This is a genomic window from Acetatifactor aquisgranensis, assembly GCF_943193215.1.
In the GTDB taxonomy this organism is placed as follows: domain Bacteria; phylum Bacillota; class Clostridia; order Lachnospirales; family Lachnospiraceae; genus Acetatifactor; species Acetatifactor aquisgranensis.
Genome location: NZ_CALPDH010000001.1, coordinates 1 through 14,493, shown reverse-complemented (window position 1 = coordinate 14,493; position 14,493 = coordinate 1). Strand labels below are relative to the sequence as shown.

At 52.4% G+C, this 14,493-nt stretch carries 9 protein-coding genes and 1 pseudogene; 2 read left to right on the top strand and 8 right to left on the bottom strand.

The window, feature by feature from the left end; all coding sequences use genetic code 11:
• Positions 1-71: 71 nt before the first annotated feature.
• The 6 genes from NFS35_RS00045 to istA form a co-directional block, all read right to left on the bottom strand.
• Complete coding sequence (locus tag NFS35_RS00045; protein ID WP_251205103.1) at positions 72-3,269, bottom strand: sulfatase-like hydrolase/transferase; 3,198 nt, start codon at positions 3,267-3,269, stop codon at positions 72-74.
• A gap of 249 nt (positions 3,270-3,518) precedes the next feature.
• A complete protein-coding gene (locus NFS35_RS00040) occupies positions 3,519-5,012 on the bottom strand; it encodes a glutamate synthase subunit beta (protein ID WP_251205102.1) in 1,494 nt (497 codons plus the stop codon).
• Between the two features lie 20 nt (positions 5,013-5,032).
• Positions 5,033-9,583: a glutamate synthase large subunit gene (gene gltB, locus NFS35_RS00035; protein ID WP_251205101.1), complete on the bottom strand. Its 4,551-nt coding sequence runs from the start codon at positions 9,581-9,583 to the stop codon at positions 5,033-5,035.
• A gap of 420 nt (positions 9,584-10,003) precedes the next feature.
• A complete protein-coding gene (locus NFS35_RS00030) occupies positions 10,004-10,330 on the bottom strand; it encodes an ATP-binding protein (RefSeq protein WP_251205100.1) in 327 nt (108 codons plus the stop codon).
• Positions 10,300-10,431: a hypothetical protein gene (locus NFS35_RS28925; protein ID WP_275564651.1), complete on the bottom strand. Its 132-nt coding sequence runs from the start codon at positions 10,429-10,431 to the stop codon at positions 10,300-10,302. The genes NFS35_RS00030 and NFS35_RS28925 overlap by 31 nt, the downstream gene beginning before the upstream one ends.
• Entirely contained in the window at positions 10,421-11,989 is a 1,569-nt protein-coding gene (istA, locus tag NFS35_RS00025; protein WP_251205099.1) for an IS21 family transposase, read from the bottom strand. The genes NFS35_RS28925 and istA overlap by 11 nt, the downstream gene beginning before the upstream one ends.
• A 215-nt stretch (positions 11,990-12,204) precedes the next feature.
• Between istA and NFS35_RS00020 the strand changes: the two are divergent.
• A pseudogene (locus NFS35_RS00020) lies at positions 12,205-13,197 on the top strand (DUF4368 domain-containing protein); the annotation flags it as partial.
• Between the two features lie 72 nt (positions 13,198-13,269).
• On the opposite strand, the gene NFS35_RS00015 reads toward NFS35_RS00020, so the two are convergent.
• On the bottom strand, positions 13,270-13,476 hold the full coding sequence (locus NFS35_RS00015) for a ribbon-helix-helix protein, CopG family (protein ID WP_129184072.1): 207 nt from the start codon (positions 13,474-13,476) through the stop codon (positions 13,270-13,272).
• Positions 13,477-13,596: 120 nt separating this feature from the next.
• Between NFS35_RS00015 and NFS35_RS00010 the strand changes: the two genes are divergently transcribed.
• Complete coding sequence (locus tag NFS35_RS00010) at positions 13,597-13,881, top strand: DUF6809 family protein (RefSeq protein ID WP_129182522.1); 285 nt, start codon at positions 13,597-13,599, stop codon at positions 13,879-13,881.
• Positions 13,882-14,039: 158 nt separating this feature from the next.
• Here the strand turns inward: NFS35_RS00010 and NFS35_RS00005 are convergent.
• On the bottom strand, positions 14,040-14,493 hold a 454-nt coding region (locus NFS35_RS00005), incomplete at its 5' end, for a group II intron maturase-specific domain-containing protein (protein ID WP_275564650.1).

The following is a 14,493-nucleotide window of genomic DNA, read 5'->3' as shown; positions in this document are numbered from 1 at the left end:
TCTATTTCTCCTCCTGTCATTCTATATCCTTACCTGTTCTTTCCTGCATAAACCCGGACTGGGAAATCTGCCTAAAATCCCCATTCCACAATATTTCTGTCAAATAAATGATTATATTGAAGCATCCGATATTCCATAAGTTCCGTATCCTCTCCGGACCAATTACAAAAGTTCCCTTCCTCGTCTTCATATCCGTTCACTGTGACAATCGGGTATTGATTCATATACTGCTGCAGAAAGGAAAAGAACGGAGCCCCCGGAACCTCTGCCACTTCTAACAGCAAAGCTCCCAGATAGCTCATTCCGATATTCAATTCTTCCCGCTCCTCAATGTCATAATTTGCCCATATGAAAAAAGGGGTCTTGTACTGATTCAGCGTCTTATCCTTTTCTTCTATTCCCGGCGTACTGCTATAGACATTCTCATAAAAATCATCCTCCAATTTCGGTTGATGATCCCCATACATACAGATGATTACAGGCTCCTCCACCTTTTCAAAATAATATATCAATTCTTTCAAAGCATCATCCGATTCCTGTATCAGCGACAAATAGATGTCCGCCTCTTCAGAAGAGACATTCACGGCTCCTACTGACCGGTTTACATCGGATTGGGTATAACCGCCGTGGTTTTGGACAGTCAAATCAAAAACAAACATGCTTTCTCCTTCCTGTCTGTTCTCAAACAATTCTATCACTTTTTTGTAAGTTTCCATATCTGTCACACCATAATGAAGCTTTTCCGCTCCCGAAAAATCCTCCAGCCATATGCTATTGTCAAATCCGAAATATCGGTATATCCTGTTACGGTTCCAGTTTTCCGCTATTTCCGGATGCATGGAATATGTGGTATAGCCTGCTTTCTTCAAATCCGATATCAGGGAGGGCATCTCTTTCACCACACACTGCTGATAAGGATAATAAGCGGACGGCAAAAACCCCATACTGCAGCCGGTAAATACCTCAAACTCTGAATTTGATGTTCCGCCTCCCAGCACTGACACATTGACGTATCCCCTGACTGTATTTTCGTTCAGGCTATAGAAAAAACTCATGTTCTCTTTGCTAATCTCCAGATTGCCAAGTACGCGCAAATCAGCGTAGCTTTCATTCATGACCATGATGATATGCGGTTTCTGAGCCCCTTTCAAATCATCTTCCAGGTTTCCGGCAGCCTCTTTCAGCAATTCCTCCACCCTTTTCACAGAATATTCCTGCGGCTTCGTCACCCGTGAATTTTGAATTTCTATGAAACTCGCCACCAGATATCCATCAAAATGATAACTCTTATTCTGGTCAAATCCACGTATGTTCAGGAATCCGGCTTTTTCAAAAATATCCGTATACAAAAACTGATACCCGCTCACTGCCGCCAGGACAATGCCCAATGCAAAGCACCCTATACGTCCTGCCACCCGTTTTTTCCCTCTTTTCACCTTGCGGCATCTCCCTGTCTGGACCCCATAGACGAAAATCAGCAGAAAAATGCACCATGCCATAGCCATATGATGGTTTGGACGAAGACTGTAGCGATCCATTACTCTGACCGCCGTTTCGATGGCGGATAAATCATTGAAGCGCAGAGGCACCCCGCGAAAAGTAAACACAAAGTAATTCGCCGAATAGAGCAAAGTCAGTACCAAGTTGCAAAAACAGATGCTGAACCTGATTGACTGTGTACATAACAGGACAATCAGCTCCAAAAGGTACATCAGGCCTAAATTCCATTTCATGGAATATGGTAACAGAAATTGCGTCTTAATCGTAAGAAGTTCCAAACGGCTCCCCAACACATAAGGGCCCAGGACAAGCAGCAGAATACCGGCAGCTGTCCGCAGCCTGCGTTCCTCAGGAATGCCGAACGCTATCCCAAATGCCGTAAAAGCACATAGCAAAAGTGCACGCAGGATTCTGCCTGCTGAAAGACCATCTTTGTAGGAATATCTGGTCAAAAGCTGGGCTCCTTCCAATTCCTCTTCCTGACGCAGCGCAATATTTTCCGGCATGAAATACTCCATACTGCAGGCCTCCAGAACCGGAACTCTTCCTCTTTCATCAGGCTCCAGATATACCGACAAAAAGTAGCTTTTCCCCCCTGGCCGCAATGAGAGATTCACCTCCACATTAGTGTAGGTGTCTATCGCGACCTGTTCATATGGAATCTTTGTCCGAAAAAGAACTTCATTCTCAGAATCGCTGACTACGACAACCGCATCCCCTCCGCTCAGTCCCTCTTCTCCCATTACAACAATGCCGATGCTCTCCAGGTTGCTGTATTCCGGCTTGAATTCCTGGCTGCATGAAAAAGAATCCCCCTGACTTTCCATGTACCAGGAGCCTTCTCCCAGCAGAATGTTCTCCTTGTCCTCTTTCAGCCAGCCCACAGGCCATATCAATAAAGCCAGCTCTGCCAAAAAGAACAGCAACGCCGCTAAAAACCATTTTTTTCTTTTATAAACCCGCTCTTTCAGCCAATGATAGAATCCGGAAAAACAGCGGCTCTCCGCCATGGCCTTTCGCAGGGGCGCAAGGGTGCAGGCCATTACGGCGCGGTAGCGGAACAGTTCCCCCCTGCCCATATATTTTCCGGTAATCTCCCTGTGCTCCTGTCTGTCGCGCTCCCTGTTTTCCCGCTTCTCCGAAAAGCCCCCGCCCTCGTAGACCGCCACCGGGAAATCCATATGGCGCATTTTCGCTCCCGCCCGGTAATAGCACCAGAGGAAATGGTCATAGTCCGCCCGGATTCTGTACTGCAGGTCATAGGGCTTTTCTCTGCACAGCGCCGCGCTGTAAAAGCAGGACTGATGGCAGGGTATGTTGCGGTAGCAGGTGAAACCTGTAATCTCCGGCGCCGAGGCAATGACCACATCATTCTTCTCGCCGCAGGTATCCCCGTACAGGACCAGCCTGTCCAAATCTGTCCCTGCCTTTTCTTCCTCCTCCAGATAATCCAGCGTCCGCTTCAGGACCCCTTCGTCCGCGAATCTGTCCCCGCAGTTCAAAAAAAGCAGGAAATCACCCGAGGCATGGGATACAGCCTGGTTCATGGCATCATAGATGCCCCTGTCTTTTTCCACGAAAATCCTGACTTTTTCGATGCCGGGAATCGATGCGTTCTCCTGGCGCCACTTTTCCACAGAGCCGTCCGTACTGCCTCCGTCTTTCAAAATCACTTCCACATCCTGACAGTCCTGCCGCAGGATGCTGTCCAAGGTGACTCCCAGCTTCTCCCCGGAATTCAGGCATACCGTGATTACAGAAATTTTCAAGTGATTCCCTCCTTGAACAAATTCTTTTACTTTTGACATATGTCTACATTATAATTCAAGTCCTTTCCATCTTCAAGACCAAGATTATATACTGTTTAACAGTTAAAATTTCCGGGTAACCCGACTACATAACACCAGCCATATACACTTAACCAACGCAGTATGATAAATTCCGGCGCATACCATATTCTTTATTTCATTTAAAAGACCACGGTCAGCCGAAGCCGACCATGGTCTTTTGTCTACTTTTCACTGCACCGTAAGCCCGGAATACCCCATCAGGCTCTCATCCACGGCCCTGGCGGCCTCCCTGCCCTCCCTGATGGCCCAGACCACCAGAGACTGGCCCCTGTGCATATCGCCGGCGGTGAACACATTCTCCCTGCTGGTCTGATAGGCCCCGGCGGCGGTCCTCACATTGGTGCGTTCATTCAGCTCCACGCCGAAAGCCTGCGCCACGTAGACCTGCGCCCCCAGAAAACCTGCCGCGATCAGTACGATGTCCGCGGGAAGGGTCTGCTCGCTGCCCGGTACCTCTTTCATGCACATGCGTCCCGTGGAGGAGTCCTTTTCCCAGGAAAGCTTCACGATTTTCACCGCGGTCAGTTTCCCGTCCTTGTCTTTCACGAACTCCTTCACGGTGGACTCGTAGATTCTTGGGTCATGTCCGTACACCGCGATGGCCTCCTGCTGGCCATAGTCCGTCTTGCAGACCTTAGGCCACTCCGGCCATGGATTGTCCCGGGCCCTTGTATCCGGCGCCTTGGGCATCATCTCTATCTGGGTCACGCTCTTTGCCCCATGGCGGATAGCCGTGCCCACGCAGTCATTCCCTGTGTCGCCTCCGCCGATGATGACGACATCTTTGTCTTTAGTCTCCACATACTTTTTATCTTCGAACCCGGAATCCAGCAGGCTCTTAGTGTTCGCTTTCAGGAAATCCACCGCGAAATGAATCCCTTTCGCGTCTCTTCCCTCCGCCTTGATGTCCCTGGGATTGGAAGCGCCGCAGGCCAGGACCACTCTGTCAAATTCCCGCAGCAGCTGCTCCGCTTTCACATCTTTCCCCACATCCACGCCCGTGACGAAGACAATTCCCTCCTCTTCCATCACTTTACGCTTCCTGTCCACAATCCGCTTCTCCAGCTTCATATTCGGAATTCCGTACATCAATAAACCGCCGATTCTGTCGGAGCGTTCATACACTGTCACGGAATGCCCTCTCCTGTTCAATTGGTCCGCCACCGCAAGGCCGGAGGGGCCGCTGCCCACCACGGCCACTTTCTTCCCCGTGCGCGCTTTTGGGGGCCGGGGAGCCGCATAGCCCTGCTCATAGGCGTATTCTATGATGGCATACTCATTCTCCCTGGTGGACACAGGCTCCCCGTTCAGCCCGCAGGTGCAGGCCGCCTCACAGAGGGCAGGACAGACCCTGGACGTGAACTCCGGAAAGCTGTTGGTCTTTTTCAGCCGGTTATAGGCCTGCTCCCAATTTCCCACATACACCAGATCGTTCCACTCCGGCACCAGGTTGTGCAGCGGGCATCCGCTGGCCATGCCGCATATCATCATCCCGGCCTGGCAGAAGGGCACCCCGCACTCCATGCACCGGGCCCCCTGCAGCTGCTGTTTCTCTCCGGGCAGGTGCTCATGGAACTCGTCAAAATGCTTTATCCTCTCCAGCGGCTCCTGAGCCCTGCTCACTTCTCTCTCATATTCCATAAAACCAGTCGGTTTTCCCATTTTCATCACCCCGCCTTAGATTATTTTCGTCCTGTGTTGGCATAAAATGCCTCAATCTGCGCCTGCTCCGCGCTCAGGCCCTTTTCCTCCATCTGCACGATTGTCTTCATGACCCGCTCATAATCATGCGGGATGATCTTCTTGAACTTCGGCAGATACTCTTCAAATTGCTCCAGGATTTCCTTGCCCCGGGCGGAGTTAGTGGCCGCTACATGCTCCTGAATCATGCCCTTAAGCTCCAGCACATCATATTTGCCCGTCACCTCCCCGGAAGAGACCATCTCCTTGTTCAGGCGCTTGTACAAGTCATTTCCCTCATCCAGCACATAGGCCACGCCGCCGCTCATGCCTGCGGCAAAGTTCTTCCCGGTGCCGCCCAGCACCACCACGCGCCCGCCGGTCATGTACTCGCAGCCGTGGTCTCCCACGCCCTCAACCACCGCCATTGCCCCGGAATTGCGCACACAGAAGCGCTCCCCGGCCACGCCGTTTATGAAAGCCTTGCCGCTGGTAGCCCCGTACAGGGCCACATTTCCTATGATGATGTTCTCGCAGGCTTTGAATGTGCTTCCCTTGGGCGGATATACGATCAGCTTGCCTCCCGACAGGCCCTTGCCGAAGTAATCGTTGCTGTCGCCCACCAGCTCCAGCGTCAGGCCTTTCGGAATGAAAGCGCCGAAAGACTGTCCGCCTGCGCCTCTGCACAGCACCCGGTAGGAATCCTCCTCCAGATTGTCGCCCAGCCGCCTTGTGATCTCACTTCCCAGAATCGTGCCGAAAGTGCGGTCCGTGTTGGACACATCCACCTCCAGGCTCCTTTTCTGGCCTGCGTCAATGGCTTTTTTCAGCTGCTTTAAGAGGACTTTCTCGTCCAGGGTCTTCTCCAGCTCGAAGTCATACACCTGTTTCGGGTCAAAGGTCATCTTCTGCTCCAGGCCCGCATAAGGGTTGGAGAGAATCCGGGACAGGTCAATCTGCCGCTGTCTCTGAGCCAGGCCCTCCCGCACTTTCAGCAAATCCGTGCGTCCCACCAGCTCATCCACGCTGCGCACGCCCAGTTCCGCCATATATTCCCGCAGTTCCCGGGCGATGAAGCGCATGAAGTTCTCCACATATTCCGGCTTGCCCCGGAAGTTCCTGCGCAGCTGCGGGTTCTGGGTGGCCACGCCCACCGGACAGGTGTCCAGATTGCAGACCCGCATCATGACGCAGCCAAGGGTCACTAAAGGCGCCGTGGCAAAGCCGAATTCCTCCGCGCCCAGGATGGCTGCAATAGCCACGTCCCGGCCGCTCATAAGCTTGCCGTCCGTCTCTATCCGCACCTTTCCCCTCAGGCCGTTCTGAATCAAAGTCTGGTGGGTCTCCGCCAGTCCCAGCTCCCAGGGGAGTCCTGCGTTGTGGATGGAGCTTCTGGGCGCGGCGCCTGTGCCGCCGTCATAGCCGGATACCAGAATCACCTGGGCCCCTGCCTTGGCCACGCCCGCCGCCACGGTTCCCACACCGGCCTCCGACACCAGCTTGACGGAAATTCGCGCATTTTTATTCGCATTTTTCAAATCATATATCAGCTGCGCCAGATCCTCGATTGAATAGATATCATGGTGAGGAGGCGGGGAAATCAAGGAGACTCCCGGCGTGGAATGCCTGGTCTTCGCAATCCAGGGATACACCTTTCCCCCGGGCAGATGGCCGCCCTCGCCGGGCTTTGCGCCCTGGGCCATCTTAATCTGGATTTCTTTCGCGCTGACCAGGTAGCGGCTGGTGACGCCGAACCGCCCGCTGGCCACCTGTTTGATGGCAGAGCATCTGTCAAGGCCGTCCGGGCCCGCGGTAAGGCGCTCCGGATCCTCGCCGCCCTCGCCGGAATTGCTCTTGCCGTGGAGCCTGTTCATGGCGATGGCCAGAGTCTCATGGGCCTCCTTGGAGATGGATCCGTAGGACATGGCCCCGGTCTTGAAGCGGGTGACGATTTTCTCCACCGGCTCCACCTCTTCCAGCGGCACTTTCTTTTCCGGATACCGGAAATCCATCAGACCGCGGAGGTTTTTAACAGAAGCCTCATCATTTACCATGGCGGTGTAGCGCTTGAACATTTCGTAATCGCCCCGCCGGGTGGATTCCTGCAGCATATGGATGGTGGCGGGATTGTAGAGATGCTCGTCGCCGCCGCTTCGCATCTTGTGATGGCCGGGGCTGTCCAGAGTCAGGTCGCTTCCCAGCCCCAGCGGATCGAAAGCTTTGGAGTGAAGTTCATCCACCTGGGCTTCGATATCTTTCAGCGTAAGGCCGCCCACGCGGCACACCGTATTGCTGAAATATTTACTGATGACCTCCGGCGCGATGCCGATTGCCTCGAAAATCTGGGAGCCCTGATAGGACTGTATGGTGCTGATTCCCATCTTGGAGGCAATCTTCACGATTCCGTGGAGCACCGCGTTGTTGTAGTCATTGACCGCCGCATAATAATCCTTGTCCAGCAGGGAAACGTCTATCAGCTCCCGGATGGACTCCAGCGCCAGATAAGGGTTGATGGCACAGGCGCCGTAGCCTAACAGGGTGGCGAAATGGTGCACCTCCCTGGGTTCTCCGGATTCCAGAATCAAGGCTACTCTTGTACGTTTTTTCGTTTTTACCAGATACTGGTTCAGGGCGGACACGGCCAGCAGCGAAGGCATGGGCACATGGTTCTCGTCCACCCCCCTGTCCGAGAGAATCAGGATGTTCACGCCGTCCCGGTAAGCTCTGTCCACTTCCACGAAAAGCCTGTCGATGGCCCGCTCTAAGCTGGTATTCTTATAATAAGTGATGGGCACCACCTCTACCCTGAAGCCCTCCGCTTTCATGTTCTTTATCTTCAGCAGATCCGTGTTGGTGAGGATGGGATTGTTCACCCTAAGCACATTGCAGTTCTTGGGGCTCTCTTCAAGGATATTGCCCTCCGTGCCTATGTACACTGTGGTGGAGGTGACGATTTCCTCCCGGATGGCGTCGATGGGAGGATTGGTCACCTGGGCGAACAGCTGCTTAAAGGAATGGAACAGGGGATGGCCGGATTTGCTCAAGACCGGCAGCGGCGTGTCCACGCCCATGGCCGCGATGGCCTCCGCCCCGTTCCTCGCCATGGGCAGGATGCTGGTCTTCAGCTCATCGTAGGTGTAGCCGAACGCTTTCTGCATCCGCTGGCGCTCTTCCGCGGTGTACTCAGGCACCCTCTGATTGGGGATGGTCAAGTCCTTTAAGAAGACAAGATTATTGTCAATCCATTCTCCGTAGGGCTGTCTGGAAGCATATTTTTCCTTGATTTCCTCATCGGAGATCACCTTGCCCTGCACCGTGTCCACCAGCAGCATCTTGCCGGGGCGCAGCCGTTCCTTGCGGCGGATTTTAGCGGGGTCGATATCCAGCACGCCTACCTCCGAGGACAGAATCAATGTGTCGTCCCCGGTGATCATATAGCGGGATGGACGCAGACCATTGCGGTCCAGCACCGCCCCCATGATGTCGCCGTCGGAGAACAGGATGGACGCCGGGCCGTCCCAGGGCTCCATCATGGTGGCATAGTATTGATAAAAATCCCTCTTATTCTGGGACATGGCCTTGTCGTTGGCCCAGGGCTCCGGGATAGCGATCATCACCGCCAGGGGCAGATCCATGCCGCTCATCACCAGAAATTCCAGCGTATTGTCCAGCATGGCGGAGTCGGAGCCCGCTTTGCCTATGGCGGGCAGCACCTTGTGCATCTGACCTTTCAAGAATTCGGAAGACATGTTCTCTTCCCTGGCCAGCATCTTGTCCGCGTTGCCTCTAATGGTGTTAATCTCGCCGTTGTGCACCATCAGACGGTTGGGATGGGCACGCTCCCAGCTGGGGTTGGTATTGGTGGAAAAACGGGAATGCACCATGGCGATGGCGGATTCGTAGTCTTCGCTCTGCAAATCCGCATAGAAAGTGCGAAGCTGTCCCACCAGGAACATTCCTTTATAGACAATCGTTCGGCTGGAAAAAGAGACTACGTATGTGTCTTCCGACGACTGTTCAAACAATCTCCGCGCGATATAAAGCCTGCGGTCAAATTCCAGCCCTTTCTCCACATTGGCGGGCTTCTTCACGAAGCCCTGCAGGATGGCAGGCATGCATTCCACGGCCTTTTGCCCCAGCACGTCAGGAAAAGTGGGAACCTCCCGCCAGCCCAGGAATTCCAGCCCCTCCTTCTGCACGATGATCTCGAACATCTTCTTGGCCTGATTCCGCCGCAGTTCCTCCTGGGGGAAGAACACGAACGCCACGCCGTACTCCCTTTCTCCGCCCAGCTCCATCCCCAAAACTTTCGTCACTCTGGAAAAGAATTTATGGGGAATCTGGGTCAATATCCCTACGCCGTCCCCGGTCTTGCCCTCCGCGTCCTTTCCTGCCCTGTGCTCTAAATTCTCCACAATTTTCAAAGCATTTTCCACGGTGGCGCGGCTTTTTTTCCCCTTGATATTGACACAGGCCCCGATTCCGCAGTTGTCATGCTCAAATGCCTCCCTGTAGAGGGGCGCCTGTGGAACTTCTCTCTTCACATCAAACATAGTGGTGCTCCTTTCCCTATGGTCTGTCTCCAAAAAACATAAAAAAGACGCAACTGAGCCTAAATGCGCTCCTTTGCGTCTTTGCTTTTCCTACTATACAACATTTTTTGCCATTTGTAAATAAAGACTTTAAGAAAAATTGTCAGATAATTCGTCAACTCTTTTGTTTCATTCAAATATTCTGTCTATTTGCACCATTCACCTTTTTATCCTCCCTGTTATTTCATATTTTTATCTATCGCCTACACATAAGAACTAAAAAATCTGTTCAAAATCCCCATTCCACTATATTCCTGTCATACAAATGATTATATTGCAGCTGATTATTTCGCGCCAGCGGATCCGGAGCGGAACGTAGTTCCGCTCCACTGATTTTCCTTAGCGAACCACCGGTTCGCCTTTGGGATCCACCCCGTAGGGTTATTTCCTGGGTTTTGCGAAATACTCTCTCATGTTCATGCTGCCCGTTTCTATCCAATAGGCGGTATGTGCATAGCGGTCCACTATGGCTTCCGCCTGGACACCCTCGCCAAGCCGCTTGATCCAGTCATCTTTCCGGTACTGGGTGCAGAAGATAGTAGAGGTGGAGTCAGAACGCCGCTCCATCAGTTCAAAGAGAAAGTACAGCTCACTGTCCGATATGTCTGAGACCAGCCATTCATCCAGGATGAGGAGCGGGATTTTTCCATACCGGTTCAGCAGCTTCTTCGGGCTGCCTATGATGGCGGCACAGTCACCGTATTCCATGAGCAGGTCAGGAAGGCGGCAGCCTGCTGTGCCTCCAGCCCGGAGATGATTTCGCCAAGGTTCATTTCGCGCAGTTTGCGCCTGCCCTCATCATTGATCATTCCGGCCACCTCCATAGTAATCGCTGCCACGCAGGTACCCCATGGGTGTTTTTGCCCTGTCGGAGGCTTTCTTCTGTTCCATGTAGATTTCATCTTGATTGGCGGCCAGCATGGAGCTAAGATGGTGGTAGCGGGGCTTCTTGATCCCATTGGTCACTGCGAATTCACAGGCGGCTTCCAGGCGCGCTCCGGAGTACTTATTGCCTGGCCGCAGAACAGCCAGGGCAGGATTGTAGCCCTGTTCTTTTATGGATACGCCCTCGAAGATCCGGCCAACCACTTCTGCCGTATATTTCCCGATGGCGCCCGCCCGGTTTTTGATGCGTACATCGTCCCATGGAGAGATACGGAACCTGTCCGGCATGTCCTCCTGGTGGGTGGAATACTGGTTCTTCCTGCCGGATGGGAAGCGGTTGTGGGTCGCGATGCGGGTGCTGCCGCTGTAAATCTCCACGGTGCTGTCCGTGCCTTTCAGGTCTACCGTTTTGCGGGCATACTGGTAAGGACAGGAATACCGGTTGTATTCAAACACCACATGGAAGTCAATGTTCACTTTCCTGCCGTATACCCATGTGGCAATCCCATAAGGAATGGAAGGCAGGGGATGGAGAAAAGGCTTTTCATCCAGGTAAGCTTCATAGCGGCTGCCTTCCCGTTCCTGGAAGCTGCTGTGGTTAAAGGCATCAAGTTTTCGGGATACGGCAGCCTTCAGCTCATCAAAGGAGCAGAACACTTCATTCCTGAGCCTGGCGATGACTGCGGTTGCAGCCTTGCCGACAGTCCCCTCCACGGATGCTTTCTGTTTGGGCCTGCGGATTCCCGCAGGCATGATGGCTGTCTGGTAATGGCTGCCAAGGGCTTCATAATCAGCCGTCAGGACGATCTCCCCTTCCCTGGGATGGGACACGACGCCTGTCTTCAGGTTGTCGCAGATGAGGCGTGTGGCCACACCGCCAAAGTACTGGTACATATGGACATGGGCGCGGATGAAGGAATCCATCTTCATGTCCCGGCAGGGCTCTACATAGGAATACTGGCTGTATGGCAGGGTCGCCACGAACAGATAGACTTTCACGGCTTCCCCTGTTGCCGTATCCACATATTCCATCACCGGGCCTGACCAGTCCGCTTCGACTGCATCTCCCGGTTTATGCTCCAGATGGTTTGTCAGCCTGTTCACAATGGTATAGCCGCTGTATCCTTTGCAGTATTTCGTGCATTCCATGGGAATGCTGCCGGCCGCCCTGCACTGGTCCTGGTATTCCTGCCAGAGGAGCTTCAGGGTGACGCCCACCCGTTTCAGTTCCTGATGCACATATCCGTAATCGGGCTGGGCATACATGGATTCCTGCACGAACTTGTCAGGATAGAACATGCGGTAAACCGAGTCTTCATCCATGTCTCTGACATCTTCGTAGGAGATGCCATTTTCATCTGCTTTGTGAAATACATCACCAACAGAGTTGACAGAAATGTGTCTTGTCCGGGCAATGGCGTTTCTTCCCATTCCACTGCCCCGAAGCTCCAGTATGAGCTTCACGCTGATTTTTTGGGCCATAATATTCGGCCTCCTTTCGCAGAATCGGAGACAATCTCTCCAAACATGATTCTACAGGAGACACTTACGAATCGTTAAGCACAGACCATAAATTTTGATTGGATCTATTCGTGTGACAGGTGGATCTATTCTGAATACTGGTTATAAACTGGATCCCCTCACCTGACTGGTGGATCTCAAATGAATATCGATAGCTCTCTCAGCGCGAAATATTCATAAAGGGCAATACGGAATGTGACGTGAATTATTACTCATGGGGGAGCGCACGGATTAGCCATATCCTGCGGAACCCATTTTATAAGGGGGCGCATTTAGTCTGCCGGACGCACCAGAAAGGAATCCGCTCCAACACCTATGACATCATTCCCCGTGAGGAATGGGAAGTGCTTGAGGGCTGCCATGAAGCTATCGTAAGCCCGGAGGACTGGGAGAAGGTGCAGGAACTCATTGACCGCCGCCCGCCTATCATGGAGGGGAACGCCTGCCCCTTCTACAACCTGTTCCACGGCATTATCTACTGCGCAACCTGCGGGAAGTCCATGCAGGTACGCTATGAGAAGGTGGGCAGAACTGGGAAGAACCGCTTTACCGGCGAGGAACGGGAGCCGATAGACAAGGCGTATTATATCTGCCAGACGTATAACCGGCTGGGGAAGGATGCCTGCACCAGCCATAAGGTGGAAGCGAGGGATTTGTACAACCTTGTGCTGAAGGATATTCAGGAACTTGCGGCAATGGCGTTGAAAGACGTGGAATCGTTCTACCAGCGGATTAGCAGCCGCATGGAGCGGCGGTATCTGGCGGACGCTTCAGAGATGGAGAAGGAACGGGAGCGGCTGGAAGCAAGGAACCGGGAGATTGACGATATGTTTTTGAACCTGTATACCGACAAGGCAAAGGGAATCCTGTCGGAGCAGCGGTTTGTGAAGCTGACGGCGGCAATGGAACGGGAACAGGAGGAAAACCAGAAGCAGCTAAAAGAATTGACCCTCTCCTTGCGCCGCTCCAATGAGCAGGAAAGCGATGTCCGTACCTTTATCCGGGAAATCCGGCAGTATGCCACGATACAGGAACTGGACGAGGGTATCTTAAACCGCCTTATCAGCCGGATTCTGGTGGGTGAGGTGAAAAAGGCTGGCGGGGAGAAATTTCAGGAAATCAAAATCATTTATAACTTTGTCGGGGAGATACCGGCGGTAACAGAATAATGGCAATGCCCTTCCCTCTTTCCGGGGGAAGGGTTTTCTTTTTGCCCGTACACGAAAAAGAAGCCGGGTTCCCTACTCTCCGGCTTCCGGGATAAACTCTAAATGGTCTAAGGCATAGCGCAGAGCCATACACATCAATTCATTTCGGGAGCGGTCGCTTTTCGCCGCCAGAGCGTCAAATTCCTCCTGCAATTCCCGGTCTATCCGCAGCGTCATGACCACCGACTTATCTTCCTTCTTGTCGGGCTTCTTCTGACGCACCACAAACTTGTCTGCCATGTTACACCTCCGTATTACGTTCCTGCAACCATTATAAACGATTCCTCTTGACCTTTATATAACACATGATAAAATACAAATATGTAATATATAATAGTATTACAAAATGAAAAGGAGGTCATGGAAGTGAAGAATGTACTGGAACAGCTTTATAACGGCGAAATCTTCCCGGCGGAACAGTATGCCCCCAGAGGTGAGGAATACCGTAAAATCCATCAGGGGCATTACCACCACTACGAGGACTTTATTGAGGTGCTGGCCAAGCTGGAGCCGCCCCTTGATGAGCGGTTCATTAAAATCATGGACGAACAGCTTGACGTAATCCCGTTTGAGTTCTCGGAAATGTTCATTGACGGTTTTAAGCTGGGGGCAAAGATGATGGCGGAGGTTTTCAGGAACGAGTAAAAGGACGGGGGACAGGAAAAGGCAGACGCTTTGAGGGGAGCGGCTGCCTTTTTTGGAGTTGTTGACAGTCGAGTAGACAAGCGGCTCACGCCGCAAGCCCCTCACAGATCCGTGCGTGCGCCTTTCACGCACACGGCTCCTCATAGTAACATTCACTTTTAGAATAACCTCACATAAATCTTTGGTTTTGCTAAGGGATAAACTTTTAGCATATCGGCAAACCCATCCCATGTATAGCTTTTCTTCTGGCTTCGCCTGTTCAGTGCTTTACACAGATATCTTTGGGTGAAATGCAGAAAAGAGCCCAGCTTCTTGCCATTATAGGAGACACCATAATACCTATAGTGCCCTACCAGCTTCTTATTCAGCTTTTCTATCAGTTCCTTCACAGGCAGGTCGTTATTGGCATACAGCCATTCCTTCATGCCTTTTAGTTTCTGTGCATATTTCTTTCTGCTTGTTTTCAGCTTCACACAGAAATTTCCCCTCTTCCTGCCTTTCCCACAGTAGAAAGTAAAACCCAGAAAATCAAATGTCTCCGGCTTCTTTCCATATCTGCGTCTGCTGTTGCTCTCCGCGTACCTTCCAAACTCTATCAGTCGGCTCTTACTC

What these genes read in the sequence shown, in the direction of transcription:
- NFS35_RS00040 (WP_251205102.1), bottom strand. Translation starts at nt 5,012, where the DNA reads ATGGGAAAACCGACTGGTTTTATGGAATATGAGAGAGAAGTGAGCAGG.
- gltB (WP_251205101.1), bottom strand. Translation starts at nt 9,583, where the DNA reads ATGTTTGATGTGAAGAGAGAAGTTCCACAGGCGCCCCTCTACAGGGAG.
- NFS35_RS00030 (WP_251205100.1), bottom strand. Translation starts at nt 10,330, where the DNA reads ATGGAATACGGTGACTGTGCCGCCATCATAGGCAGCCCGAAGAAGCTG.
- NFS35_RS28925 (WP_275564651.1), bottom strand. Translation starts at nt 10,431, where the DNA reads ATGATCAATGATGAGGGCAGGCGCAAACTGCGCGAAATGAACCTTGGC.
- istA (WP_251205099.1), bottom strand. Translation starts at nt 11,989, where the DNA reads ATGGCCCAAAAAATCAGCGTGAAGCTCATACTGGAGCTTCGGGGCAGT.
- NFS35_RS00015 (WP_129184072.1), bottom strand. Translation starts at nt 13,476, where the DNA reads ATGGCAGACAAGTTTGTGGTGCGTCAGAAGAAGCCCGACAAGAAGGAA.
- NFS35_RS00010 (WP_129182522.1), top strand. Translation starts at nt 13,597, where the DNA reads ATGGAAGTGAAGAATGTACTGGAACAGCTTTATAACGGCGAAATCTTC.